Here is a 25,140-nt window from a genome sequence, read left to right on the forward strand (position 1 = left end):
CTGAGTTGTAAATTAACCCAATAATCTACATGAGAGATTTATTTGAAAGAATACAAAATAACAAAGGGCCTCTAGGAAAATGGGCTTCGCAAGCAGAAGGATATTATGTATTTCCGAAATTGGAAGGAGAGCTTGGGCCGCGAATGAAGTTTAGAGGAAAGGATATACTTAACTGGAGTCTTAATGATTATTTGGGGTTGGCTACACATCCTGAGATTAGAAAAGTTGATGCTGAGGCTGCTGCCGAATACGGTGCTGCATACCCTATGGGAGCCAGGATGATGAGCGGACATACTGATGTTCACGAGCAATTGGAGCAGGAGTTGGCATCTTTTGTTAAAAAAGAGTCGGCATATCTTCTGAATTTTGGTTACCAGGGAATGGTGTCTATTATTGATGCTTTGGTCACCAAGAATGATGTAATCGTATATGATGTTGATTCTCACGCCTGTATTATAGATGGTGTTCGTCTTCATATGGGAAAACGATTTACTTATAAACATAATGATGTAGAAAGCCTTGAAAAGAACCTGGAACGTGCTACGAAAATAGCAGACGAAAATGGTGGAGGGATATTAGTGATTACCGAAGGTGTTTTTGGAATGAGAGGGCAACAGGGTAAATTAAAGGAAATTGCTGCTTTAAAGAAGAAATATAATTTTAGGATGCTGGTCGATGATGCCCATGGTTTCGGTACTCTTGGTAAGACCGGGGCAGGAGCAGGAGAAGAGCAAGGTGTGCAGGATGATATCGATGTGTACTTTTCTACTTTTGCAAAATCTATGGCTGGTATTGGAGCCTTTGTAGCAGGGAACAAAGATGTTATAGACTTTCTGAAGTATAATATGCGTTCGCAGATGTTTGCAAAGTCGTTACCGATGATCTTTACCAAGGGAGCGTTAAAGCGTCTGGAAATGCTACGGACGATGCCTGAACTTAAAGATAAACTATGGGAGAATGTAAACATGCTCCAAAACGGTCTTAAAGACAGAGGTTTTGATATCGGAGATACCAATACTTGTGTTACACCGGTTTATCTGGAAGGAAGTATCCCTGAGGCTATGGCTATGGTTAACGATTTAAGGGAGAACTACGGTATATTCTTATCTATAGTAGTATATCCGGTTATTCCGAAAGGCATTATATTGTTGAGGATGATCCCGACATCTTCCCATAATAAAGGAGACATAGATGAAACATTGGCAGCTTTTGAGGCTATAAGAGAGAAACTGACCAATGGTACATACAAAAGATTGTCGGCAGCGGTAGCACAGGCTATGGGTGAATAATCCCTGATGATTTAAATAAAAAATATATGATAAAAAAACCGTCTAATCTGATTAGACGGTTTTTTGTATACATGGATCAGGCTTTTCTTTCGGGACGATCTCAGATTTAACCCCGCTTAAAGAAATAATATTAGGTGGGCTAATATGCAAGCAAAGTCATAGATTATAAATAAAAACTGCCTGCTGTTAAATTGCTCGATAACAGAGATGTATCCCGTGTAGCAGCTATCGGGAGTTCTTGTGCTTGTCTTCGTGAAATACCCCTAACGGAATTTACAGGACTTGCCCTTGTGAAATATACCTAAAGGAATTTCACAGGACTTGCGTTGAAATGTTTTGCCATGCGCCGGCGCTGGCTCCATCGCTAAAAAGGTCTACCAGACCTTTTCTTTACGCTTGGCCCTCTCGTGAGCTTGTTCCGAGGTGGTTTACTTTAAGTTTTCCCTGTGTTGCATGGTTGCCTCCATATCCTGTGTGCTATATGCATTGGCGAATGCATTTACAATACGGCCCTGATTGTCAGTGATAATTGATTTGTTTAAATGATTTACAATCAGTTTTTTACTTGTTGTTTCCTGGTCGATGGCTTTGTATTGTGATAAGAGGTCAAGGTCGTTGGAATGAACGATTTGCTGCCATTCTTCCGGAGATATTATATCATCTACATTAATTCCGACAAATTGATATGAAGGAAACTTCTTTTGAAGATTTAACATCCGTTTATTAATATGGATAATATGTCTTTTCTGATTGGTTGACCAAAAATAAAATACGGTACCGGAAGTAGAGGGTTTGGTTGCTATTTCTGATATTTTAACGGTATCTCCTTTTAGCGAGGACAGGAGTATTTCAGGAAGATCATTTCCGGATTGAAGCCGTTTGATGTTTTCGAATAATTTGTTTATTTCTTTTTTGTGCTTTTGATTATGAGCAACCTTATTATACGCTGAAATAAATTTTTCGTTGTTAACGAGGTTGTGGTCTCTTAACATATAAGAATAGGCAGCATTTCTGTATAGGTTATCTTTCAATTCCTGCCTTTTAACCAGGCTGTCAACCAAATGGAGCTTATGTGTATGGTAATGCAATGTTCTTTCTATAATCTCATCTTCCGAACAAAACTTTCTGCAATTGCCGTAAGATAGGTTGTTCAGGTGCATGACCATAAAATCCATATAGGGTTTGTAGTACACCTTGTTTTCTCCGCTATAGTCTATAAAATTCCTGTAATTATAGAAATCCTCGGGCATTTCCGGAGCCTGTTTAAGCCCGTGGTTCAGTTTATACATATACGGATAATGCTCAAAGGAAACATAGTGACTATAATCGATACTGGCTTTAGCTATATTTTTTGCACGATCAGAAATGTCAAAGTTCTGGGAAAAAGCATCAAACTGTTCCAGTTTCATCTCCTGGAGCGAATCCATCTTATGTTTGAATGTATCCGGTTCTAAGCGGTAATAATCATAAACCAGTTTCTTTTCGTCTTCATCTAGCAAGAACATATCGATAAGAAAATTGTTCTTTACGGAGCCTTTTCCGGAAAAAACCAGCGATCCGTCAAAATCAAGTGTATTTAACCTGAAAAGGATGCTGTCTCCTTTTTCTATCAAAACATATTGGTATTCAGGATAATGTTTAAAGTTGTACAGGCCTTCATCAAGATGGTCTAGCTTCATCATAAACCTGTTATCCTTATCCAGAATAGCAGAGTCGACAACTTCTTCATTATGGTACAAGACTACGTAATTGGCTTTTGGGTTTACGATTTCTCCTCCAAAGTAGGCTGTAGGATCCTGCTTTTCTTCTTGACAACTAATTAAGGTTAGGATGATAAAAGCTAATAAGAGTCTACTCATTTTTATTTTATTAAGCACTTTTAACTGCTTGTATGTAACAAAGCTAACAAAGCTTGTGATTTGGTGGTGTTAATAGCTAGTTAAAAAAGTGATTTAAAAATTATCCGGTACCTCGTATTTCATTATATATTTCTTAATTTTGCCGCAATTACAAATAATCAAAAATAGAATAAATGCTTACAGTTTCAAACCTTTCCGTACAATTTGGAAAAAGAGTGTTGTTTGATGAAGTGAATGTAGTGTTTGCTCAGGCCAATTGCTATGGGATTATAGGTGCCAATGGTGCAGGAAAATCTACTTTTTTAAAGATTTTGGCAGGAAAGATGGATCCAACAAGCGGGCACGTACACTTGGAGCCGGGAAAACGGATGTCCGTATTAGAGCAGGATCATAATGCATACGATGAATACAATGTGTTAGATGCTGTCTTGATGGGGAATAAACCGTTGCATAAGGTTAAAACGGAAATGGATGAACTGTATGCTAACTATTCTGATGAAAATGCAGATCGCATCGGAGAACTTCAGGTTCAGTTTGAGGAGATGAATGGATGGACAGCTGAAAGCGATGCCGCTTCAATGCTTTCTAATCTGGGGGTTACAGAAGATATGCATTACACTCAAATGTCGGATGTCGACCCTAAAATCAGGGTGCGGGTATTGTTAGCACAAGCATTATTCGGAAATCCTGATGTGTTGATCATGGATGAGCCTACCAACGACCTCGACTTTGAAACAATAGGGTGGTTGGAAGATTTCTTGGCCAACTATGAAAATACGGTGATCGTAGTTTCACACGACCGTCACTTCCTGGATGCAGTATGTACTCATATTTCTGATATAGATTTTGGTAAGATTACACATTATACCGGAAACTATACTTTTTGGTATGAGAGTAGCCAGCTGGCAGCCCGACAAAGAGCACAACAAAACAAAAAGGCTGAAGAAAAAGCTAAAGAACTTCAGGAGTTTATTCAGCGATTCAGTGCCAACGTGGCAAAAAGCAAGCAGGCGACAGCAAGAAAGAAAATGTTGGATAAAATAAAGGTTGAAGATATCAAACCTTCAAGCAGAAGGTATCCTGCAATCATTTTTGATATGGACAGAGAGGTGGGAGATCAGATCTTGAACGTAGAGGGTCTTTCTGCTTCACTAGATGGTGAAACATTGTTTCAGAATACAGACATCAATCTTGCGAAAGGTGATAAAGTTGCACTGATCTCTAAAAATTCTAAAGCTACTTCGGCATTTTATGAGATTATTAATGATAAAATGAAACCTGATACCGGAAAGTTTCAATGGGGAGTAACAACCTCGCAGGCTTACCTTCCGGGCGATAATTCACAGTATTTTGAGAGCGATGACAATCTTGTTGATTGGTTGCGCCAATGGGCACAGACGGAAGAAGAACGCGAAGAGGTATATATAAGAGGTTTCCTTGGAAGAATGTTGTTTAGTGGTGATGAAGCATTGAAAAAATGCAACGTATTGTCAGGTGGGGAAAAGGTAAGATGTATGACCAGTAGAATGATGATGATGCGTGCCAATGTTCTAATGCTGGATGAGCCGACGAATCACCTGGATCTGGAAAGTATTACGGCCTTTAATAATTCGTTGAAAAATTTTAAAGGAAATGTTATTCTGACAACGCACGATCACGAGTTTGCACAAACCGTGGCAAACAGGATCATAGAACTTACGCCTAATGGAATTATTGACAGGTATATGAGTTTTGATGATTATATGTCCGATAAGGGTATACAGGAGTTAAGAGATAAAATGTACGGAGTTACCGTATAGAGAAAAAGGCCGCTTCGATTCCGAGCGGCCTTTTTTATACAATGCAATCAGATCTATTTTTCATCTTCTTTTAGAATATCCCCCATTTCATCTAATACAATCAAAGAGCGTTCCAGCTCATCTTCATGTACAAATACCTGTATATATCCATAAACTTGAGGGGCAAACCCGGCAAGTCTTCCCGATTCAGATTCATCTTTTAATAAGGGTATAATATCCAGGTCTTTCAGCCTGGCTGCAATCTGGTCGGCTATTACACTTGGTCCGGTATAAATTCTTTTATAATGTGATTCCATATATAATTATGTTTATACATAAAGATAATCAGAATTATTTATTTAAATTGTTTTTTATTACAGTCTTCTGATGAAAAATCTTGAATATGTTTTTTTGCTTTTGGCTTTAATAGCTGAAATTGTTGGAACTATAGGTGGCTTTGGGTCATCTGTTTTTTTTGTTCCGGTAGCAAATTTTTATTTTGATTTTCAATCTGTACTGGCTTTAACGGCCTTATTTCATTTTTCCAGTAACTTAAGTAAGATAGCTTTATTCAGGAGGGGACTTGATAAACGTTTGTTGTTATACATAGGTATACCATCTGTGTTGTTGGTTGTTGTGGGAGGGGCTGTTACCAAATTCTTTAATACCGGGTTCTTGGAGGCGGCCTTGGGTATTTTTCTTGTAAGTTTGAGTCTTTTGCTACTTGTTAAAAAAGATCTGGTATTGAAACCAAACACCTCAAATGCCGTTTTAGGCGGTGGAATTTCCGGATTTGCGGCCGGTCTGTTGGGTACAGGCGGAGCAATTCGCGGACTGGCAATGGCTGCATTTAATTTGGAGAAAAGTGCTTTTATCGCCACATCTGCATTTATAGACTTTTTTGTAGACATGTCCAGAACAATAGTGTATTATCTCAATGGCTTTATGCACGAGGATCTGTTGCTGTATGTCCCTTTCCTTTTTGTCATAGGGTTTCTCGGAACTTATATCGGCCGGTATATATTAAAATTTATATCGCAGGATAATTTTAAAAAAACCTCCCTTGTATTGATATTTGGCATAGGCCTGGTTACGATACTTAAAATTGTGTTTATGCATTGAAATACTTGCTATTCCATATAGCATGGTTAAAGTTTTTACCCAAGGCAAAACCGTAAAATATAACTATACTGCCAGTCATTTTAAAGACGAACATAAATAGTAGCCAGAAGCCGAAGCTGTTGTTGCCGGAAGTAAAAAGCTTCATGGGTAAGAGACTTGTAATGAGCAGGCTTAAGCAAATGATAAGTATAATTAAATTTCCCAGGTTTTTAAATGGCAGCATGAGATATTTTCTCAGCGGATGCAGATCGTTTCCCCATTTATCGATCAAATAATAATAACCATTTCCTATCGGAGCAAGCAGTAACGGATCGTCGGCGTTTTCTAATTTGAACAATTTTGAAGGGGCAACAATTTTGTAACCTTTTATGTCGATATCGTGTAGGTCTTCCAGGAGTTTGATCTTGTTCAGGGTGCTTTGAGGAAATTCACCTTTAAAATATCGGGTACTCAAAAAGCGTAAGCGATAATCGATACATATCTTTTTTATGTGGTCAATATGAAAAATATGATCTGTTTCGAGCAGGTCGAAAACAAATTTATTTTCGTTTGTATCAACAGGTTGGGTGAGTAATTGATGTAATTTACGATCCTTTTCGTGACTATTATTTAAAATGGTGTTTACTTCATGCAAAAGCTGTTCAGAAGAGATTGTTCTTTCCCTGTGATGTTGAAGCCTGGAAACGATATTTACATTTTTTAAAAGTGCCATCGTTGGAAGATTAACTTTAACCTGTTTAAAATTAATCAATTATAAAAGTATTACCAAAGAATATTCAGGATCCTTGGGGCTTTTAATAGAATTTAATTTGCATTCGGGATAAATGTTATGTACTGAAAAACAGTTTATTGCAAACGATTGTTGCAGAAGATATAGGAGGGTTGTCTATGGCCGGTTTTCATTGGGGTTGTTTGATTTCTAATGAAAAAAAATTGTGTACATTTGACTTTTACTAATCATTTTGAAATAAACATGAAATTACTTGAAGGAAAAACTGTAATTATTACAGGAGCCAGTAGAGGTATAGGAAAGGGTATTGCGGAAGTTTTTGCTGATCATGGAGCAAATATCGCATTTAGCTATAATTCATCTGTAGAAGCTGCTAATGAGTTAGAGAATGAGTTGTCGTCCAGAGGAGTAAAAGTGAAAGGATATAAAAGCAATGCGGCTGATTACGAACAAGCCCAAAGTCTGGCTGAAGCAGTAGTTAAGGAATTCGGTTCTATCGATGTCTTGATTAACAATGCCGGTATTACGAAAGATAATCTTTTGATGCGGATTACAGAAGAAGACTTCGATAAAGTAATTGAAGTGAATCTAAAATCCGTATTTAATATGACCAAGGCTGTTCAGCGAACCATGCTAAAACAACGAAAGGGATCTATCATAAACATGAGTTCTGTTGTCGGTGTTAAAGGGAATGCAGGGCAAACCAATTATGCAGCATCGAAAGCAGGGATACTAGGGTTTACAAAATCCGTGGCTTTGGAATTAGGTTCCAGAAATATTCGTTGCAATGCTATTGCGCCTGGTTTTATTGAAACTGAAATGACAGCCAAATTAGACGATCAGGTGGTTCAAGGCTGGAGAGACGCCATTCCTTTAAAAAGAGGAGGTTCTCCGGAAGATGTAGCAAATGCATGCCTGTTCTTGGCATCAGACATGTCAGCTTATGTTACAGGCCAGGTGTTGAATGTGGACGGAGGTATGCTTACCTAGTTTTTGGAGCCAGGCTTTCATTCATTAACAATTAATTTGTAGCTTATAGGTTTGTAGATATTTATGCAAATTCAAACCGTTTTATTAATCATATTGGCAGCAGTTATTGCATTGATAACGGCTGTTTTTCAGTATATGTATAAAAAGAAAAGCAAGTCCCGTTTGGACTTGCTTTTCTCTTTTCTTAGATTTTCAAGTGTTTTTGTCTTACTAATCTTGCTGATAAGCCCGGAAGTAATAACTTCTGAAAGTTATATTCAGAAGGTTCATTTACCGGTGTTGATAGATAACTCCGGATCGATAAGGTACTTAGACCAGGATCAGGTAGCAGAAGAACTGCTCTCCAGGATCAAAACTGATAATACCCTGAATGAGAAATACAATATCACCTATTACAGTTTTTCGGATAAAATAAGCAGTTTAGACACTTTAAGCTTTACCAAAAAGCAAACCAACATTACGGAGGCGCTAAAACAAGTCTCTGAACTGCAAGACCAGAAGGAAGTACCGATCCTGTTACTGTCTGACGGAAACCAGACTTACGGATTTGATTATGAATTCTATGCTCATAATTATCCGCACACGATTTATCCTGTTGTTTTGGGAGATACTGCCGCTTTTGCCGATGTAAAGATTGACAATGTAAATGTTAACAAATATGCGTATCTGAAAAACACTTTTCCGATAGAAGTATTAACCAGCTATGAAGGGAAAGATCCCGTTTCCGGTATATTACAACTATTCAACGGCAACATATTGGTACATTCGGAAAGATATGCTTTTTCTTCGGAAAATGATTCGCATGTATTTGATATACAGCTACTAGCGCAGTCTATTGGTGTTCAGCAATTAACAGTAGTGCTGACGCCCTTTGAAGGAGAGAAAAACAGGTCGAATAATACACGGCGATCGGCTGTAGAAGTTATTGACCAGAAAACAAACATAGCTTTGATTTCCGATATAAAGCATCCAGATCTGGGGGCATTAAAAAGAGCTGTTTCATCAAACAAACAGCGGACCGTTGATATTATCGATGTTGATGACTTTAATCCGGACAAGGAAGAGTATCAACTGCTAATTCTGTTCAATCCTACAAATAAATTCGAACAGGTGCATCAATATGTTCGGAATGCCAACAAGAACGTTTTTACGATTACAGGAATAACAACGGACTGGTCGTATTTAAATGCTAAGCATACAGCTTTTCAGAGAGAGGTTACTTTTGATGAAGAAGAGGTTTTGCCTGTTTATAACGATGCTTTTCAGTCGTTTAGTTTCGAAGATATAGACTTTAATGATTTTCCGCCGCTGGATGCCTCTTTTGGAGATCTTAGCGTTTGGGGAACGTTGGATGTACTTTTAAATACGAGGATTGGAAATGTAATTACGAATACCCCTCTTTTGGCTACGTTCGAACAAAACGGAAAACGAGAAGCTGTATTGTTTGGAGAAGGTATCTGGAAATGGCGTTCTAAAAGTTTTAGAGATTACGGTTCATATGAAAAATTCGATAAGTTTATTGGTGGCGTAGTTCAGTATTTAAGCAATACAAATGATAAGGACAGGTTAAACCTTAATTATGAATCATTCTATTATGGAAACAATAAGATAGTTGTTTCTGCTACCTATTTTGATAAGAATTACATATTTGACAAAACAGCACAGTTGCAAATCAGTTTAAAGGAGACCGGGGAAAGTGAAGAATTGACCTTTCCACTGGTTTTAAAGAATAATTATTTTGAAGCAGATCTTAGTTCACTGACCGGGGGAGATTATAACTTTACCATCACTTCAGTGTCTGACAGGATCAGTAAGTCCGGTAAATTCACTATATTGAATTATAATGCTGAAGAACAGTTTACCGGTGCAAATTACACCAAATTAGAGCGAGTAGCCGGTCAGACGGCAGGTAGGGTGTTCCTTAGCTCACAAATCGAAGCGCTTATCAAAACGTTGGGAGAATCAGAAAAGTATAAACCTGTTTATAAATCAGAACAGACTAAAACACCACTTATTCAATGGTACTGGTTATTGGTTTTGCTGGTAACGATTTTAGCCGTAGAATGGTTTTTAAGAAAGTATAATGGATTAATATAAAATAAAGATGGATAGATTACCTAAAGCATTTATACCCGGAGTAGTAATATTTATTTTACTGATAATATTTATTTCCAAATCGACAGTTACCATAGGATCGGGAGAAGCCGGCGTGCTGTATAAGGTTTTTGGAGGCGGAGTAGTCACAGATAAGCCGCCTCTCGGAGAAGGTTTTCATGTTGTGGCTCCATGGAATAAGGTTTTTGTTTACGAGGCCAGGCAACAGGAAATATTTGAAAAAATGAATGTGCTTTCTTCTAATGGTCTTGATATCAAGCTGGATGCTTCCGTATGGTTTCAGCCCGATTATAACAATCTGGGGAAACTCCACAAAGAGAAGAGTGAACAGTACATAGAAAGGGTTTTGTTACCCGCCGTACGATCTGCAGCCAGAAGTGTAGTAGGGCGTTATACCCCGGAACAATTGTATTCTACCAAAAGGGATGCTATTCAAAATGAGATATTTGAAGAGACCAAAAAAATTGTTTCAGATCAATACATCCAACTGAATGAAGTTTTGGTAAGAGATGTAACATTGCCCCCAACGATTAAAGAAGCTATCGAACGTAAGCTAAGACAAGAGCAAGAGGCGCTTGAATATGAATTTCGTTTAGAAAAGGCAGAAAAAGAAGCAGAACGTCAGCGTATAGAAGCAGAAGGAAAGGCTAATGCCAATAGAATTTTAAATGCGTCTCTAACGGATAATATTCTAAGGGAAAAAGGAATTGAAGCAACACTTAAGATGTCGGAATCACCTAACAGCAAGGTGATTGTGATAGGAAGCGGAGATAGCGGATTACCTATTATTCTTGGAAATCAATAAATAGCTGTTTTAAAATAAACTTTAGAGGCTGAATTCTAGGTTAAAAACCAGATAATTCAGCCTCTTTTTGTTTCTTCTTTTTCCTGACTTTTATCATGTTTATTGGAAATAGAGGCTTTTATTTTTGTGGGCTATTATCTATAGCTACCACCATGAACTTAAAAGAAGAGATCGATAGATTAAAGAAAGAAAAAAATGCAGTAATCCTGGCTCATTATTACCAGGAAGCAGAAATCCAGGAAATAGCCGATTATGTAGGAGACAGCCTTGGTTTATCTCAGCAGGCAGAAAAGGTTGAAGCCGATATCATTGTATTTGCCGGAGTTCACTTTATGGCTGAAACGGCTAAAATCCTCAACCCTTCTAAAAAAGTGCTTTTACCCGATCTCAATGCCGGGTGTTCGCTGGCAGATTCATGTCCTCCTGAGGCTTTTAGGCAGTTTATTGAACAGTATCCGGATCATACGGTGGTTACTTATATAAATTGCTCTGCTGCTGTAAAAGCAATGACAGATATTGTCTGTACGTCTTCGAATGCGGTCAAGGTGATAGAATCAATACCGAAAGATCAGTCCATTATTTTTGCACCAGATAAGAATTTAGGAAAGTATTTATGCCATGTAACCGGAAGAGAAATGGTACTTTGGGATGGCTCCTGTATTGTCCACGAGGCCTTTTCGATCGATAAATTATTGGTCTTGCTGAAAGAACATCCAGATGCTAAGATTATTGCGCACCCTGAATCGGAAGAACACATCCTTAAGACAGCTTCATATATCGGGTCTACCGCGGGGATGCTGAATTGTGTAAAGCAAAATCCTGAACAGAAGTATATCGTTGCTACAGAAGCGGGGATCTTGTATGAAATGAGGAAAGAAGTGCCTGATGCCGTTTTAATCCCTGCTCCCGCAAAAGAAGATAACACATGCGCATGTAGCGAATGCGCTTACATGAAAGTAAATACATTACAAAAGCTCTATGACTGCCTTTTGCATGAGGCTCCGGAAATTAAATTATCGGAAGAACTCAGGCAGCAGGCATTGATACCTATAAACAGGATGCTAAAACTTTCGATTTAATGTTGAAGACAGACTTTTTGATAATAGGATCAGGAATAGCAGGGCTGACTTATGCAATAAAAACGGCTGAATTTCATACGGATAAGCATATAACTATCGTTACAAAATCTGATGAGGGCGAGTCTAATACGAAATATGCTCAAGGTGGAGTAGCAGTAGTGTTAGATAGCCGCTCGGATTCATTCGACAAACATGTGGGCGACACTTTAAAATGCGGTGATGGTTTATGTGATCGGGAAGTAGTTGAATTTGTGGTTCGCCAAGGACCGCAACGCTTGCAGGAACTCATACAATGGGGAGCTAATTTTGATATTAACGAAAAAGGCTTCTATAAGTTGGGCAAAGAAGGAGGACATACGGCCAGCAGGGTAATACATCACAAGGATATTACAGGTTTTGAAATTGAAAGAGCATTGCTTAAAAGGGTTCATCAACTTCCGAATATTACTTTTTTGACCGACCATTTTGCGATTGATCTTATTGTAGGAACTAAGAGTAAGAGGTGTTGTGCCGGAGCTTATATTTTAGATATAAAAACCAATAAAGTAAAAGCTTTAAGAAGTAGTAGTGTGTTGCTTGCTTCTGGGGGGATTGGTCAAGTGTACGGACATACTACAAATCCGATAATAGCTACCGGCGATGGAATAGCTATGGCTTATAGAGCTGGTGCGGTTATCACTGATATGGAATTTGTACAATTCCATCCGACAGTACTGTATCAGAAAGAGAGCGGCAGTTCTTTTTTAATATCAGAAGCGGTTAGAGGTTTTGGAGCCTATTTACGTAATATTGAAGGGAAACGATTTGTTTTTGATTACGACGACAGGGGAGAAATGGCATCAAGAGATATTGTTTCCAGAGCTGTTTTTAACGAATTGATGACACAGGAGGAAGATTTTGTGTTTTTAGATTGTACGCATTTAGACATGAGGTTGTTTAAAGCGCATTTTCCGACAATTTATGATAAGTGTCTTAAAGAGGGTATTAACGTGGCAGCAGATCCGGTACCTGTATCACCTGCTGCACATTATATATGCGGAGGGATTCAGGTAGATAAGAACGGAAAGACATCAGTAAGCAATTTGTTTGCATGTGGAGAATCGTCAAGAACCGGACTTCATGGTGCTAATAGACTGGCATCTAATTCTTTATTGGAGGCATTGGTTTATGCTCACAGGATTTTTGAATATCAGAAGAGTGTTTTTCCGGCAGAAAGAATGATAATTGGCGAATATGAGGTTCAAAAGGTGCAATGGACAGACAAACTGAATAAGGTTGAAACGCTGAAAACAGAACTACAGAAGATTATGCGTCATTACACGGGGATCGTCAGGTGTGATTCAGGTTTAAGAAAGGCAGGTGACAAGGTAAACGTATTAAAAAGAGAGATTGAGATGTTATTTATAAAAGAGCAAAGAAGCATCGCTCTTTATGAATTAAGGAATATGGTCGATACCGCTGAACTAATTATAAATCAATCTGCATTAAGAAAAGAAAACAGAGGCGGGTTTTATAATATAGATAATATAGCAAAAGAGTTGCATTTAGTTTAATTCAGACCGGCTGTTTCCGAGCAGGTTTTTGGCCTGGCCTTTCCAATCATCCCTTTTAATCCTTCCTGGAAAAAACTCAATAAGTTCAGTTATAGCATCTATTTCTTCGTCATTCATTTTACTTAGCTGGCTATAGGTATAGATTCCGATGGTATTAAGCTTTTCTTCTATAAATGGTCCGATGCCGGCTATTTGCTTAAGATCATCTTTAGCTTCAGGTCCGGCATGTCCTATGTTGCTGAAATTTAATTTCGGATTGCTTTTTATGCCGTTTGGTTTGGGGATTTTTGAAGTAAAGATTTCATTTTCGGAATCAACTACAGAGGCTCCGCTTCTGCCATATCGTAAAACTGCTTTGATTTTATGGACTTCGCCCGTATCTGTTTCATGATTCTCTTTCCCGGTAGTAGAAGTGTCATTATTTGTTTCAACAGGTTTTTTCTTGCCGGGAAAAGCTCTCGACATGAACCAGCCGATTAAAAATGAAACAAACATTAATACCCATATGAGGATATTTGAGTCGGTAAGCAATAAAATATTCATTATAAGTTTTTTACAAATCAATTTATGATGATGACAATACGTCTGTTTTTTCGTCTTCCTTCCTGCGTATTATTGTCTCCTATAGGCTCGGTTTCACCGGCAGAACCTACCCGGATTCTGTCTTCTGTGATTCCTTTCGAAACCAGGTAACCAGCTACACTTTTAGCTCTCTGTAAGCCAATCCATTCATTGTCCGTTTCTTCGCCGGTAGCATCGGTATGGCCTGTAACTGAGATCGTTTTTTGTCTGTTTTGATCCAAAAATATCTTTAATGAATCTACATAGGCCCCGAAGGGTTCATCAGGATTGAAAGTGTTTGAAGCAAACTTAGTAAATAAAACTCTGTTAAATGTATTGTCATCTGCAACTTTTTCAGCTTTTACGGGGATACTTTCTAATTCAAAAATGAATCCGTTGTCATATTCCCCATTTCTTTTGTACATAAAGTCACGTTCTTTTGATACTGTCAGAATTCTGTTGCTGTCGATTCCGTATTTTATAAAGATAGATTTAAGTGTTTCTGCTCTGCGTTCGGCAATGGTATAAGGCTCTCTTCTTTGGTATAATCCGTAAATGGTTAAAACCTGGTCCGGGTTATTGGTTAAATATGTTTGTAAATAATCTTTAAAATCGTTTGAATTTTTTTCTTTTACAGTACCCTCTCCTTCAGTGATTATAAACTTTCCGGTAATTCTTTGATTGAAGTCGTCCGGATCGTATAGACCTTGTACGGCAGAATCGGTTTCTTTTTTATCGAGCGTAGTTGTCTGATCAGGAACCTGTAAAGTTTTATTTTTAGTTCCTGTATTGTTAAAGATCCATAAACCAAATACAGACCAAAGGAGAAAAACCATAAAAGCAACCAGAAAATCTTTCATTTTGTAAAGAGTTGGTTGGTTATAATTCATAAATTTATTAATTCCCGTCAAGGCCTGCAATTTCTTAAGGTTTTATAAGTTTTGTCACAGATTTATCGGATGAAAAACAAATTTATAACAGAAAAACTTTGAGGTTCATTTGTTTAATACCAAAAAGGTGATATATATTTGTACCAACAAAAAGAAATAATGAACAACATTCAATTACATCATCATCATTTTCATACTTGCGCTCAGGCGAGGTGAGAATGTTATGTGTAATTTTAGCATAAAGAAATTTAACCCGTTTGAGCAATTCAAACGGGTTTTTTATTCCCGTTGAATTGCTCAGGCCAAACTTTAAAAAGAAAATGACTAAACTAAAAGTAGCAATTCAAAAATCAGGCAGACTTAATGAAGATTCATTAAAGATTCTTAAAGATTGCGGTATTTCAGTAGACAACGGACGAGACCAGCTGAAAGCAAACGCAAGAAACTTCCCGCTAGAGGTATTGTATTTAAGAAATGGAGACATCCCTCAATATCTAAGAGATGGCGTTGTAGATATCGCCATTCTTGGAGAGAATACACTTGTTGAAAAGGGAAATGACCTTGAGATCATTGAAAAACTGGGCTTTTCGAAATGTCGTGTATCGATTGCAGTTCCCAAGAGCGAAAATTATAACAGTATTGAAGATCTGGAGGGAAAGCGGGTAGCAACTTCTTATCCAAATACGGTACAGGAATATTTTGAGAACAAGGGGGTTAACATAGATTTACATATCATTAATGGTTCTGTAGAGATTGCGCCGAATATAGGACTTGCGGATGCTGTATGTGACATAGTGTCCAGCGGAAGTACACTTTTTAAGAATAACCTGAGGGAAGTGGAGATTATGCTCAGAAGTGAAGCGGTAATTACTAAGGCTCCTGATCTTTCTGAGGAAAAACAGGCTATTTTGGACAAGCTTCAGTTTAGGATCAAATCTGTTTTACGTGCCCGGGAATCCCGTTATGTATTACTGAATGCTCCGAATGATAAAATTGATGAGATTATTCAGCTGTTACCGGGAATGAAAAGCCCTACCGTACTTCCTTTGGCTGAAGAGGGGTGGAGTTCCATTCATACAGTAATGAACAAAGACAAGTTCTGGGAGATCATTGATGAACTAAAAGAAGTAGGTGCTGAAGGTATTTTGGTTTGTCCTATCGAAAAAATGGTATTATAAGCATTTAAAAAGTATAATAAAATGAAAAAGATATATAATCCAAGGAAGCAAGACTGGCAAGAATTGTTAAAGCGCCCCACGCAAACAATTGATGATATTGAAGCAACAGTAGAAGAAATCTTTGGAGAGGTCAGATCTAAAGGCGACCAGGCTATTGCTAAGTACACCAGTATCTTTGATGGTGTTTCATTAAACGATATTAAGGTCACTGACAGCGAAATCGGGAAAGCATCGAAGCAAGTGTCGGCAGAGTTGAAAGAAGCGATTACGACCGCTAAAAACAATATCGAGAAGTTTCATGCTGCCCAGAAAACTTCAAGAGTGATTGTTGAAACTCAAAATGGAGTTAATTGCTGGCAAGAAAAAAGACCGATTCAGAAAGTAGGGCTCTATATTCCGGGCGGAACAGCTCCGTTATTCTCAACGATCCTTATGTTGGCTGTGCCTGCTAATCTTGCCGGATGTTCAGAGGTTGTACTTTGTACGCCACCTAATAAAGAAGGAGCGGTAAACCCTGCTATTTTGTATACTGCAAATCTTTGTGGAGTGACCGAAATTTTAAAAGTAGGAGGAATACAGGCTATTGCAGGAATGACTTTCGGAACGGAGAGCATCCCGCAGGTGTATAAAATATTTGGCCCGGGTAATCAATTTGTAACCGTGGCCAAGCAACTGGCAACTAAATTCAATGTAGCAATAGATATGCCGGCAGGGCCTTCAGAATTATTAGTCCTTGCGGATGATAGTGCTAATGCCGATTTTGTAGCTTCCGACTTATTGAGTCAGGCAGAACACGGAATCGACAGTCAGGTTGTACTAGTCTCTACTTCAAAGGGTTTTATAGATGATGTTGAAGTAAAAATTAAAGACCAGTTAGAGGAGCTTCCTCGTAGAGAAATTGCTCAAAAAGCCATTGAAAATTCCAGACTGATATATGTAGAAGCCAAAGAAACTGCTTTGCAACTAATCAATGAATACGGGCCGGAGCACTTTATTATATGTTCAGCGGATGAGGATTATTATGTGAACGGAATCCAGAATGCAGGCTCTGTATTTATCGGAGATTATACACCGGAAAGTGCAGGGGATTATGCATCCGGTACCAATCATACATTGCCGACTAACGGCTATGCTAAGCAGTATAGCGGGGTAAACCTTGATAGCTTTATGAAAAGCATGACATTTCAAAAGATTACTAAAGAAGGAATAAAGGAAATAGGCGTTGCAATTGAATTAATGGCTGAAGCAGAAGGGCTACAGGCACATAAAAATGCAGTAACTTTAAGATTGAAAGCTTTACAGGAGGAAAGAGCGTATGAAAACCAGGGTGTTTAATATAGAAAAACTGGCCAGGCAGAATGTGTTAAGGCTGAAGCCATATTCATCTGCAAGAGACGAATTTAAGGATTTTAAGCAAAAAATGATTTATCTCGATGCTAATGAGAACCCGTTCGAAAACGGAGTAAATCGTTACCCCGACCCGCAACAACGGAATCTGAAAGAAGTACTGGCAGAACAAAAAGGGATTTCGGATGAAAATATTCTTCTGGGTAACGGGAGTGATGAAGTACTCGATTTGATCTTCAGGGCTTTTTGTGAACCTAAAATAGACAATGTCATTACGTTGCCCCCGACCTATGGGATGTATGGAGTATTAGCCGATACCAACGATGTTGAAAATAGAGAAGTATTGCTAACACAAAACTTTCAACCGGATATTGAAGCAATTAAAGGAAGTATAGATGCAAATAGCAAGCTGCTTTTTATCTGTTCACCAAATAATCCCACGGGGAATGCTTTTATCCCAAACCACATTGAACAGCTATTAAAAGACTTTAAAGGGCTTGTGATAATCGATGAAGCTTATATAGATTTTTCAAGCCAGCCAAGCTGGCTGAACCGTCTCGAAGATTTTCCAAACCTCATCGTTACACAAACTTTGTCAAAGGCTTATGGTATGGCCGGAATTAGACTTGGGATTTGCTATGCTTCAAAAGAAATCATATCAATTTTAAACAAGATAAAACCGCCATACAATGTAAATGAACTGACCCAGCAAAAAGCATTGGAAAGAATGTTGCATATTAGTAAAGTTAAAAATGAAATAAGCTCTATTTTAAGCAGCAAGATAAGTTTAGTTGAACAATTACTTGAAGTTTGTTTTGTTAAAAAAATATATCCGACTGATGCTAATTTCATACTCGTAAAGGTAGATAATGCCAACAAAAGATATGATCAATTATTGACGAAAGGTATTGTTATCCGTAACAGAACTACCCAGTCCCTTTGTGAAAATACATTGAGGTTTACTATTGGAACAACCGAAGAAAACGAAGCATTGATAAAAGCATTAAAAGAAATACAAAATGGATAAGAAGAAAGTATTATTTATTGATCGCGATGGTACCATCATTAAAGAACCGGCAGACGAACAGATTGATGCATTTGGCAAACTGGAGTTTTTCCCTAAGGTTTTTACCTTTTTAGGAAAGATAGCAAAGGAACTGGATTATGAACTGGTGATGGTTACGAATCAGGATGGATTGGGAACAGATTCCTTTCCGGAGGAAACTTTTTGGCCTGTTCATAATTTTATTTTAAAATCTTTTGAGAATGAAGGTGTTGTGTTTGATGAAATTGTAATCGACAGGACATTTCCGCATGAAAATGCACCAACCCGCAAACCAAAGACAGGTTTGTTGACAAAATACCTTAACGGAGAATATGATTTACAGCACTCCTTCGTGTTTGGAGATCGTTTGACGGATATTGAACTGGCTAAAAACCTTGGTGCTAAAGCCATCTATATCAATACAAACACCAATCTGGGGACAGGGGAGATATCTGTAAAACAGGAAGAATTAAATTCATACATAGCACTGGAAACAGATGACTGGCAAAAGATCTATGAATTTTTGAAGCTGGAAGACAGAGTTGCCGGGATTGTTCGCAAGACAAATGAAACAGATATCAGTATCCGGCTAAATCTGGACGGTACAGGAAAGAGCAGTATAGATACAGGATTAGCCTTTTTTGATCATATGCTGGATCAGATCGCCCGCCACGGACAAATGGATTTGGATATTAAGGTTGTTGGCGACCTGGAAGTAGATGAGCATCATACCATTGAAGACACTGCAATTGCATTAGGCGAAGTGTTCAGTAAGGCTCTGGGGAATAAACTGGGTATAGAACGCTATGGCTTTACCTTGCCTATGGATGATTGTCTGGCACAGGCAGCAATTGATTTCGGCGGAAGGAACTGGCTTGTTTGGGACGCGGAATTTAAACGTGAAATGGTTGGGAAGATGCCAACAGAAATGTTCTATCACTTCTTTAAATCGTTTACCGATGGAGCTAAAGCAAATCTGAATATCAAAGCTGAAGGACAGAATGAACACCATAAAATAGAGGCTATATTCAAAGCCTTCGCAAAAGCAATTAAAGTGGCAGTAAAACGAGATGCTGAAAAAATGGTGTTGCCGTCGACAAAAGGGGTATTGTAAATAAGATGTTAGTAGAGAGTAATCAGTTCAGGGAAGAATAATCGCAAAACTTATTTCTTACTACTTAATACTAAAGAAATGAAGATAGTTATAATAGATTACGGTGCAGGGAATATTCAAAGTATCATTTTTGGATTTAAGCGTTTGGGCTATGAACCTGTTTTAAGCAGTAATGCAGATGAGATACAGTTAGCAGACAAAGTGATATTTCCGGGAGTCGGTGAGGCCGGCAGTGCTATGAAAAAACTAAGAGAATCAGGATTGGATAAAATAATTCCTTCTTTAAAACAACCGGTTTTAGGAATTTGTCTTGGAATGCAGCTTATGTGTAATGGTTCGGAAGAAGGAGATACCAAAGGACTTGGAGTTTTTAATGTAAATGTAGTTCGCTTTAACAATGAAGTGAAAGTTCCGCAGATTGGCTGGAACCAGGTTTCCCATCCGGAGGCTCCGTTTTTTAACGGTGTCAAGAATAATGAGTATATGTACCTCGTACATAGTTATTATGCCCCTTTGTGTGAAAATACCATAGCAACCGCCGATTATGGCCGGAAATATTCAGTAGCCTTACAAAAAGGCAATTTTTACGGGGTGCAGTTTCACCCGGAGAAAAGCAGTATAGCCGGTGAACGGTTATTAAAAAATTTTTTAAACCTATAAGTGAATGAGAATTATTCCAGCTATAGATATCATAGACGGTAAATGTGTTCGGCTTACAAAAGGCGATTACAGTACAAAGAAGATATACAACGAAGATCCGCTAGAGGTCGCTAAAAACTTCGAGACCCACGGGATACAGTCGTTGCATCTGGTAGACCTGGACGGGGCTAAGTCAAGTCATATTGTTAACTACAAAGTCCTGGAAAAGATAGCATCCAAAACAAGTTTAAAAATTGACTTTGGAGGAGGTTTAAAATCTGATGAAGATTTAAAAATAGCCTTTGAGAGTGGAGCCAATCAAATTACAGGAGGAAGTATAGCCGTTAAAAACCCGGAAGTATTTAAACAATGGATATTAAAATACGGAAGTGAAAAGATCATTCTTGGGGCTGATGCTAATCACGAAAAAATAGCGGTAAGCGGATGGCAGGAAGAATCGGCGGAAGAATTGATACCTTTTATACAACGCTATCAAAAAGAAGGTGTTAACTATGTAATATGCACAGATATTTCTAAAGACGGTATGTTGCAAGGTCCTTCTTTTGAATTGTACCAAAAAATTTTATCTGAATGTAATACAAAAGACATGTCAGTTCGGGCGCAGTCGAGAACAGAACAGGAAAAACTCACTCAGAACGAATCTCAGCAGCGTCAAGGTATAAAACTGATTGCCTCCGGAGGTATTTCAACCTTTGATGAGTTACCTAAACTGGCTGAATTAGGTTGTGAAGGTACTATTATCGGTAAAGCCATATACGAAGGAAGAATTAGACTACAACAACTGGAGCAGTTTATTTTAAGTAGTTAATGATGGTCACCTCGAGCGTAGTCGAGAGGTGGTATATAAGAGTTTAGGTCTCGACTACGCTCGACCTGAAAACAATATAATGTAACTGTAAAATGTTAACAAAACGAATAATACCTTGTTTGGATATAAAAAACGGGAGAACTGTTAAGGGAGTAAACTTTGTTGACCTTCGGGATGCGGGAGATCCGGTTGAACTTGCTGGGATCTATGCCAGGGAAGGAGCAGACGAACTGGTGTTTTTAGACATTTCTGCGACAGAAGAGCGGAGAAGAACTTTGGCAGAGCTGGTTTTGCATGTTGCGGAAAAGGTGAATATACCATTTACTGTAGGCGGCGGCATAAGTTCGGTAGAAGATGTAGATCGTTTACTGAAATGTGGCGCTGATAAAGTATCTGTGAACTCTTCTGCGGTTAAAAATCCGCAGTTAATCAACGATCTTGCCGCTAAATTTGGCAGCCAATGTGTCGTTGTAGCCATTGATGCAAAACAAATAGACGGACAGTGGAAAGTGCATTTGGTCGGAGGTAAAGTTCCTACCGGATTAGATCTGTTTGAATGGGCAAAAGAAGTAGAACAACGAGGGGCAGGCGAGATCCTGTTTACCTCCATGGATCATGACGGAACTAAAAACGGATTTGCCAATGAAGCACTTTCAAGGTTGTCAACAGAACTTAATATTCCAATTATTGCTTCAGGTGGGGCCGGCAAAATAGAAGATTTTATAGACACCTTTAAGGAAGGTAAGGCAGATGCAGCTTTGGCTGCAAGTGTATTTCATTTTAAAGAAATTGAGATCTTGGAGTTAAAGAGAAAATTAGAAGAACAAAACATACCAGTAAGACTTTAAAATTATGTTAGAAATAAACTTTAATAAAAACAAAGATGGCTTGGTTCCCGCTATTATCCAGGATGTCAGCACTAAGAATGTATTGATGCTGGGATATATGAACGAAGAAGCTTACGTAAAAACACTTGAAACAAGAAAAGTAACTTTCTATAGCAGGACCAAACAACGTTTATGGACCAAAGGAGAAGAGAGCGGCAATTTTCTGAATCTTATCAATATTAAGGTCGACTGCGACAATGATACGCTCTTAATTCAGGCAGACCCGGTAGGGCCGGTTTGCCACAAAGGTACAGATACCTGCTGGGCAGAAGAAAACATTTCCGGTTTCGGCTTTTTTAGTGTATTGGAAGACATTATAAAAAGCAGGCAACAAAGTGCCGATGCAGATAGTAGTTATGTAGCTTCATTATTTGCCAAAGGAATCAATAAGATAGCACAGAAAGTAGGAGAGGAAGCTGTAGAAACAGTTATAGAAGCAAAAGACGATAACGAAGAACTTTTTTTAAATGAAAGTGCCGACTTATTGTTTCATTACTTAATATTGCTCAGGGCAAAGGGTTATTCGTTGAAAGATATTGAAAAGGTTTTACAGGACAGACACCGATAAAATGAGGCTTTTTCTTAAATTTAAACATGACTAAGAAAACAATCAATTTAAAATCTGCCATTAAAAAACAATTTCGCTCGCAACGACAAATTGGGAAAGCACCGGGAACCATTACCTATATGGGTAACCGCGAGGATGGTAAATATGCGGTTACCGTTATCGATTATTCTGAAGACTTATTCGATTTTCAGACACTCACTAAAGTTGAAGATGCCCTCACATTTAAGGAGCAGGTAAATGTTACCTGGTTTAATGTGTATGGACTCAGTAATGAAAAGGAAATCGATAAACTTGGTAATTATTTCAATATAAATCCACTGGTTTTAGAAGATATTGTAAACACCAATCAACGCCCTAAGATCGATGAGTACGACGATTATGTGTTTGCAACTCTTAAAATGCTTTATCTCGATAAAGATTATGAAATAGCTACAGAGCACTGTGCTATCATTCTCTGTGAAAATAATGTATTGCTTTTTCAGGAAATAGAATTAGATGTTTTTGAAGGGGTTCGCGACCGTATTAAAAACAAGTACGGACGTATCCGGACCCGGCAGTCAGATTATTTGTTCTTTGCTTTAATCGATGCTATTATCGATCAATATTTTGTGGTTACAGAAAATATTGCCGCAAAGATCGATGCATTGGAGGAAGAGGTATACAATCATCCTGACCAGGCTACGGCTGAAAAAATACAAAAGTTAAAGAAAGAGGTGCTTTCCGTACGAAAGTGGGTGGTTCCGGTAAAAGATCTGGTAAACCGTATTATAGAATCAGAACACCATTTAATAACCAAAGAAACGAAACTCTTTTTAAGGGATGCCTTGGATCACAGCATCCAAATTCATGAGAATATCCAGTTATACAGAGAACTCATCACCAACCTTATGGAGGTGTATATGACGAATATGAGTAATAAAATGAATGAGGTAATGAAAGTGCTGACCATCATCGCAACTATCTTTATTCCGCTCACATTTATTGCAGGCGTGTACGGTATGAATTTCAGAAACATGCCCGAATTAGAATACAGGTACGGATATCATGTAGTATTAGGGTTAATGCTCGTTATTTTTATATTAATGGTATTGTACTTTAAGCGCAAACGGTGGTTTTGATTTTAATGATTTATAAAGGAAGGTTAAACTGGAAAGAGTACCGCAAAGCCTCCTGATTTTGCGGAGCGTGGGTTATTAACAATAACTAATAGGTACTACTGTAACAATTCATATATTAATCACTCTTTAGTATAAAAAATAATAGCTTGCTCATTATAAAAAGACTATCTATACGAACACTTTTCATTGTATTCTTCTCATTATTCGGTTGTAATCAGAATAAGTGTAACCTGAATGGTACATGGGAACAGGAAGGGTATGGCAGAATACTTCAGATAAAGGACTCGCTTTTTGCCTACTATAACATAACCGAAGAATCATGTTTGCCACTAGTTGAAAAGGACAATTTTAATGGACGATGGAAGCTAGTAAAAGCAACGGATACCGAATTGGTTTTAAACCCGGGAGGAGAAGTAGATTATAGTTTTACCCGGATTGATTCCATTCCTGAAAATTGTAATAAAGCCACTTATAACAACACACCAAAAGAAAATTTTGAGGTACTATGGAAGACATTTAATGACCATTATGCCTTTTTTAAGCCGCGAAATATAAATTGGAATGATATTTATAAAAAATATTTACCTGTAATCGATACCGTTAGTTCGGATAAGGAGCTGTATAGTGTATTCAAAGAAATCTTAAACCAGTTCGATGATGGACATATAAAATTAATAGTGCCAGATTCATTAAAAGAGATTTCAAAACCTGAAACAATTGCAAAAACAAAACCAATAATTAAAGAAAGAATAAAAGCAGATATTATTAAAGAATATGTTTCTGATGCTAAGACCTATAATCATGTTGTTACATGGGGCAAATTAAAGCATAACAGCTATGGCTACATTCATATATCAGACATGAATAATTTTGCACATTATGTTGCTAATGAAATAGCAGACAAACAAGAATTCCGTAATAGATATGATGAGATAAGTCAAGCCAAAAAGCCTAAGGAACTTTTTAATGATGAAGTAGCAGGAGTAGATTATATAATGAATAAAATTCTAAATGATTTTAAAGATACTGACGCTATTGTAGTCGATTTAAGGTTTAACGGAGGTGGTTATGGCCGTGTTGCGCTTCAATTGCTGCAATATTTCATTAAGGAATCAAGACACGTTATGACGATTAAAGCAAAAAATAAAGATCACTTTACCGATAATCAAAAAATAATTCTAACACCTGCCAAGAGCGGTTATAAAGGGGAGTTAATTGTTCTTACGAGTCACAATACCGCAAGTGCTGCAGAAGTCTTTGTATTAGGAACACTGGCTTATCCTGAAATTAAAAGATATGGGTCATCAACCCGTGGTATTTTTTCAGAAATTCTGTGGAAGAACCTCCCAAACGGATGGGAGTTCAGCCTTTCTAATGAAATTTATACTGATATTAATGGTATTGGCTATGAGGTGAAAGGAATCCCGCCAAACTATAAGATGAGTTATCCAAAGCTAAAATCCGACTTCTATAAAAGTTTTTATAAGAAAAATGGCTTTCACGATCACCTTTTAGACAGCTTGTTACTCGATCATCGAGATTTAAATGCTCCGACGCTTGCCCTTGTGAAATAGTCCTGATGGAATTTCACAGGGCTTGCGTCGAAATGTTTTGCCATGCGCCGGCCGGCTCCATCGCTAAAAA

The 25,140-nt window shown here is 37.9% G+C and carries 23 protein-coding genes; 18 read left to right on the forward strand and 5 right to left on the reverse strand.

Annotated features, from left to right (window positions below):
• Nucleotides 1–29: 29 nt before the first annotated feature.
• Nucleotides 30–1,289, forward strand: a complete 1,260-nt coding sequence (gene capB, locus MQE36_RS13010; protein ID WP_242936411.1) for a cysteate-C-fatty acyltransferase — start codon at nucleotides 30–32, stop codon at nucleotides 1,287–1,289.
• A 428-nt stretch (nucleotides 1,290–1,717) separates the two neighbouring features.
• Here capB and MQE36_RS13015 read toward each other — a convergent pair whose 3' ends face one another.
• Complete coding sequence (locus MQE36_RS13015) at nucleotides 1,718–3,148, reverse strand: TlpA family protein disulfide reductase (RefSeq protein ID WP_242936412.1); 1,431 nt, start codon at nucleotides 3,146–3,148, stop codon at nucleotides 1,718–1,720.
• A 173-nt stretch (nucleotides 3,149–3,321) separates the two neighbouring features.
• Between MQE36_RS13015 and MQE36_RS13020 the strand changes: the two genes are divergently transcribed.
• Nucleotides 3,322–4,947 (forward strand): ABC-F family ATP-binding cassette domain-containing protein, encoded by a 1,626-nt coding sequence (locus MQE36_RS13020; RefSeq protein ID WP_242936413.1) that lies wholly within the window; start codon nucleotides 3,322–3,324, stop codon nucleotides 4,945–4,947.
• Nucleotides 4,948–5,000: 53 nt separating this feature from the next.
• On the opposite strand, the gene MQE36_RS13025 is transcribed toward MQE36_RS13020, so the two are convergent.
• Nucleotides 5,001–5,243 (reverse strand): putative signal transducing protein, encoded by a 243-nt coding sequence (locus MQE36_RS13025; protein WP_242936414.1) that lies wholly within the window; start codon nucleotides 5,241–5,243, stop codon nucleotides 5,001–5,003.
• Between the two features lie 70 nt (nucleotides 5,244–5,313).
• Between MQE36_RS13025 and MQE36_RS13030 the strand changes: the two genes are divergently transcribed.
• Nucleotides 5,314–6,048, forward strand: coding sequence for a sulfite exporter TauE/SafE family protein (locus MQE36_RS13030; protein ID WP_242936415.1), 735 nt, complete (start codon nucleotides 5,314–5,316; stop codon nucleotides 6,046–6,048).
• Here MQE36_RS13030 and MQE36_RS13035 read toward each other — a convergent pair.
• On the reverse strand, nucleotides 6,038–6,760 hold the full coding sequence (locus tag MQE36_RS13035) for a hypothetical protein (protein ID WP_242936416.1): 723 nt from the start codon (nucleotides 6,758–6,760) through the stop codon (nucleotides 6,038–6,040). The two genes, MQE36_RS13030 and MQE36_RS13035, sit on opposite strands and share 11 nt — an antisense overlap.
• A gap of 261 nt (nucleotides 6,761–7,021) precedes the next feature.
• On the opposite strand from MQE36_RS13035, the gene fabG reads away from it, so the two are divergent.
• The 5 genes from fabG to nadB all read left to right on the forward strand — a co-directional run bounded on the left by fabG (nucleotide 7,022) and on the right by nadB (nucleotide 13,320).
• Entirely contained in the window at nucleotides 7,022–7,768 is a 747-nt protein-coding gene (gene fabG, locus MQE36_RS13040; RefSeq protein ID WP_242936417.1) for a 3-oxoacyl-[acyl-carrier-protein] reductase, read from the forward strand.
• Nucleotides 7,769–7,831: 63 nt separating this feature from the next.
• A complete protein-coding gene (locus MQE36_RS13045; RefSeq protein WP_242936418.1) occupies nucleotides 7,832–9,865 on the forward strand; it encodes a VWA domain-containing protein in 2,034 nt (677 codons plus the stop codon).
• A gap of 7 nt (nucleotides 9,866–9,872) precedes the next feature.
• The gene (locus MQE36_RS13050; RefSeq protein ID WP_242936419.1) at nucleotides 9,873–10,688 is read left to right on the forward strand and encodes a prohibitin family protein; all 816 of its coding nucleotides are present in this window, start codon (nucleotides 9,873–9,875) and stop codon (nucleotides 10,686–10,688) included.
• A 152-nt stretch (nucleotides 10,689–10,840) separates the two neighbouring features.
• Entirely contained in the window at nucleotides 10,841–11,767 is a 927-nt protein-coding gene (gene nadA, locus MQE36_RS13055) for a quinolinate synthase NadA (protein ID WP_242936420.1), read from the forward strand.
• The gene (nadB, locus tag MQE36_RS13060; protein WP_242936421.1) at nucleotides 11,767–13,320 is read left to right on the forward strand and encodes an L-aspartate oxidase; all 1,554 of its coding nucleotides are present in this window, start codon (nucleotides 11,767–11,769) and stop codon (nucleotides 13,318–13,320) included. The genes nadA and nadB overlap by 1 nt, the downstream gene beginning before the upstream one ends.
• On the opposite strand, the gene MQE36_RS13065 is transcribed toward nadB, so the two are convergent.
• Together MQE36_RS13065 and MQE36_RS13070 are read right to left on the reverse strand one after the other, a co-directional pair.
• Nucleotides 13,312–13,863 carry a hypothetical protein gene (locus MQE36_RS13065; protein WP_242936422.1) on the reverse strand — a complete coding sequence of 184 codons (552 nt, stop codon included), beginning with the start codon at nucleotides 13,861–13,863 and terminating at the stop codon, nucleotides 13,312–13,314. The genes nadB and MQE36_RS13065 overlap by 9 nt on opposite strands.
• Before the next feature lie 17 nt (nucleotides 13,864–13,880).
• A complete protein-coding gene (locus tag MQE36_RS13070) occupies nucleotides 13,881–14,741 on the reverse strand; it encodes an OmpA family protein (RefSeq protein ID WP_242936423.1) in 861 nt (286 codons plus the stop codon).
• 350 nt (nucleotides 14,742–15,091) lie between these two features.
• Here MQE36_RS13070 and hisG point away from each other — a divergent pair, with 350 nt between their 5' ends.
• From hisG to MQE36_RS13120, 10 genes are all read left to right on the forward strand, one after another.
• Nucleotides 15,092–15,949, forward strand: coding sequence for an ATP phosphoribosyltransferase (gene hisG, locus MQE36_RS13075; RefSeq protein ID WP_242936424.1), 858 nt, complete (start codon nucleotides 15,092–15,094; stop codon nucleotides 15,947–15,949).
• A 21-nt stretch (nucleotides 15,950–15,970) separates the two neighbouring features.
• Entirely contained in the window at nucleotides 15,971–17,284 is a 1,314-nt protein-coding gene (gene hisD, locus MQE36_RS13080) for a histidinol dehydrogenase (protein WP_242936425.1), read from the forward strand.
• The gene (gene hisC, locus MQE36_RS13085) at nucleotides 17,265–18,323 is read left to right on the forward strand and encodes a histidinol-phosphate transaminase (protein ID WP_242936426.1); all 1,059 of its coding nucleotides are present in this window, start codon (nucleotides 17,265–17,267) and stop codon (nucleotides 18,321–18,323) included. Before hisD ends, hisC begins: the two co-directional genes overlap by 20 nt.
• Nucleotides 18,316–19,455 (forward strand): bifunctional histidinol-phosphatase/imidazoleglycerol-phosphate dehydratase HisB, encoded by a 1,140-nt coding sequence (hisB, locus tag MQE36_RS13090; RefSeq protein WP_242936427.1) that lies wholly within the window; start codon nucleotides 18,316–18,318, stop codon nucleotides 19,453–19,455. Before hisC ends, hisB begins: the two co-directional genes overlap by 8 nt.
• A 78-nt stretch (nucleotides 19,456–19,533) precedes the next feature.
• Nucleotides 19,534–20,115, forward strand: a complete 582-nt coding sequence (gene hisH / locus MQE36_RS13095; protein WP_242936428.1) for an imidazole glycerol phosphate synthase subunit HisH — start codon at nucleotides 19,534–19,536, stop codon at nucleotides 20,113–20,115.
• 4 nt (nucleotides 20,116–20,119) lie between these two features.
• The gene (locus MQE36_RS13100; RefSeq protein WP_242936429.1) at nucleotides 20,120–20,923 is read left to right on the forward strand and encodes a 1-(5-phosphoribosyl)-5-[(5-phosphoribosylamino)methylideneamino]imidazole-4-carboxamide isomerase; all 804 of its coding nucleotides are present in this window, start codon (nucleotides 20,120–20,122) and stop codon (nucleotides 20,921–20,923) included.
• 92 nt (nucleotides 20,924–21,015) lie between these two features.
• The gene (gene hisF / locus MQE36_RS13105; RefSeq protein ID WP_242936430.1) at nucleotides 21,016–21,771 is read left to right on the forward strand and encodes an imidazole glycerol phosphate synthase subunit HisF; all 756 of its coding nucleotides are present in this window, start codon (nucleotides 21,016–21,018) and stop codon (nucleotides 21,769–21,771) included.
• Nucleotides 21,772–21,775: 4 nt separating this feature from the next.
• Nucleotides 21,776–22,378 (forward strand): bifunctional phosphoribosyl-AMP cyclohydrolase/phosphoribosyl-ATP diphosphatase HisIE, encoded by a 603-nt coding sequence (hisIE, locus tag MQE36_RS13110; RefSeq protein ID WP_242936431.1) that lies wholly within the window; start codon nucleotides 21,776–21,778, stop codon nucleotides 22,376–22,378.
• Between the two features lie 26 nt (nucleotides 22,379–22,404).
• On the forward strand, nucleotides 22,405–23,496 hold the full coding sequence (gene corA / locus MQE36_RS13115) for a magnesium/cobalt transporter CorA (protein WP_242936432.1): 1,092 nt from the start codon (nucleotides 22,405–22,407) through the stop codon (nucleotides 23,494–23,496).
• A 146-nt stretch (nucleotides 23,497–23,642) separates the two neighbouring features.
• Complete coding sequence (locus MQE36_RS13120; protein ID WP_242936433.1) at nucleotides 23,643–25,070, forward strand: S41 family peptidase; 1,428 nt, start codon at nucleotides 23,643–23,645, stop codon at nucleotides 25,068–25,070.
• Nucleotides 25,071–25,140: the final 70 nt, after the last annotated feature.

Origin of the sequence: Zhouia spongiae, from assembly GCF_022760175.1 — a bacterium.
GTDB classification, from domain to species: domain Bacteria; phylum Bacteroidota; class Bacteroidia; order Flavobacteriales; family Flavobacteriaceae; genus Zhouia; species Zhouia spongiae.

Excerpts from the sequence above, each read along its gene's own strand:
- MQE36_RS13025 (WP_242936414.1), bottom strand. The coding sequence starts at position 5,243 with ATGGAATCACATTATAAAAGAATTTATACCGGACCAAGTGTAATAGCC.
- hisG (WP_242936424.1), top strand. The coding sequence starts at position 15,092 with ATGACTAAACTAAAAGTAGCAATTCAAAAATCAGGCAGACTTAATGAA.
- capB (WP_242936411.1), top strand. The coding sequence starts at position 30 with ATGAGAGATTTATTTGAAAGAATACAAAATAACAAAGGGCCTCTAGGA.
- hisB (WP_242936427.1), top strand. The coding sequence starts at position 18,316 with ATGGATAAGAAGAAAGTATTATTTATTGATCGCGATGGTACCATCATT.
- hisH (WP_242936428.1), top strand. The coding sequence starts at position 19,534 with ATGAAGATAGTTATAATAGATTACGGTGCAGGGAATATTCAAAGTATC.
- MQE36_RS13100 (WP_242936429.1), top strand. The coding sequence starts at position 20,120 with ATGAGAATTATTCCAGCTATAGATATCATAGACGGTAAATGTGTTCGG.
- MQE36_RS13035 (WP_242936416.1), bottom strand. The coding sequence starts at position 6,760 with ATGGCACTTTTAAAAAATGTAAATATCGTTTCCAGGCTTCAACATCAC.
- corA (WP_242936432.1), top strand. The coding sequence starts at position 22,405 with ATGACTAAGAAAACAATCAATTTAAAATCTGCCATTAAAAAACAATTT.
- nadA (WP_242936420.1), top strand. The coding sequence starts at position 10,841 with ATGAACTTAAAAGAAGAGATCGATAGATTAAAGAAAGAAAAAAATGCA.
- MQE36_RS13070 (WP_242936423.1), bottom strand. The coding sequence starts at position 14,741 with ATGAAAGATTTTCTGGTTGCTTTTATGGTTTTTCTCCTTTGGTCTGTA.
- MQE36_RS13050 (WP_242936419.1), top strand. The coding sequence starts at position 9,873 with ATGGATAGATTACCTAAAGCATTTATACCCGGAGTAGTAATATTTATT.
- hisIE (WP_242936431.1), top strand. The coding sequence starts at position 21,776 with ATGTTAGAAATAAACTTTAATAAAAACAAAGATGGCTTGGTTCCCGCT.
- MQE36_RS13015 (WP_242936412.1), bottom strand. The coding sequence starts at position 3,148 with ATGAGTAGACTCTTATTAGCTTTTATCATCCTAACCTTAATTAGTTGT.
- fabG (WP_242936417.1), top strand. The coding sequence starts at position 7,022 with ATGAAATTACTTGAAGGAAAAACTGTAATTATTACAGGAGCCAGTAGA.
- nadB (WP_242936421.1), top strand. The coding sequence starts at position 11,767 with ATGTTGAAGACAGACTTTTTGATAATAGGATCAGGAATAGCAGGGCTG.
- hisF (WP_242936430.1), top strand. The coding sequence starts at position 21,016 with ATGTTAACAAAACGAATAATACCTTGTTTGGATATAAAAAACGGGAGA.
- MQE36_RS13065 (WP_242936422.1), bottom strand. The coding sequence starts at position 13,863 with ATGAATATTTTATTGCTTACCGACTCAAATATCCTCATATGGGTATTA.
- MQE36_RS13030 (WP_242936415.1), top strand. The coding sequence starts at position 5,314 with ATGAAAAATCTTGAATATGTTTTTTTGCTTTTGGCTTTAATAGCTGAA.
- MQE36_RS13020 (WP_242936413.1), top strand. The coding sequence starts at position 3,322 with ATGCTTACAGTTTCAAACCTTTCCGTACAATTTGGAAAAAGAGTGTTG.
- hisC (WP_242936426.1), top strand. The coding sequence starts at position 17,265 with ATGAAAACCAGGGTGTTTAATATAGAAAAACTGGCCAGGCAGAATGTG.
- MQE36_RS13045 (WP_242936418.1), top strand. The coding sequence starts at position 7,832 with ATGCAAATTCAAACCGTTTTATTAATCATATTGGCAGCAGTTATTGCA.
- hisD (WP_242936425.1), top strand. The coding sequence starts at position 15,971 with ATGAAAAAGATATATAATCCAAGGAAGCAAGACTGGCAAGAATTGTTA.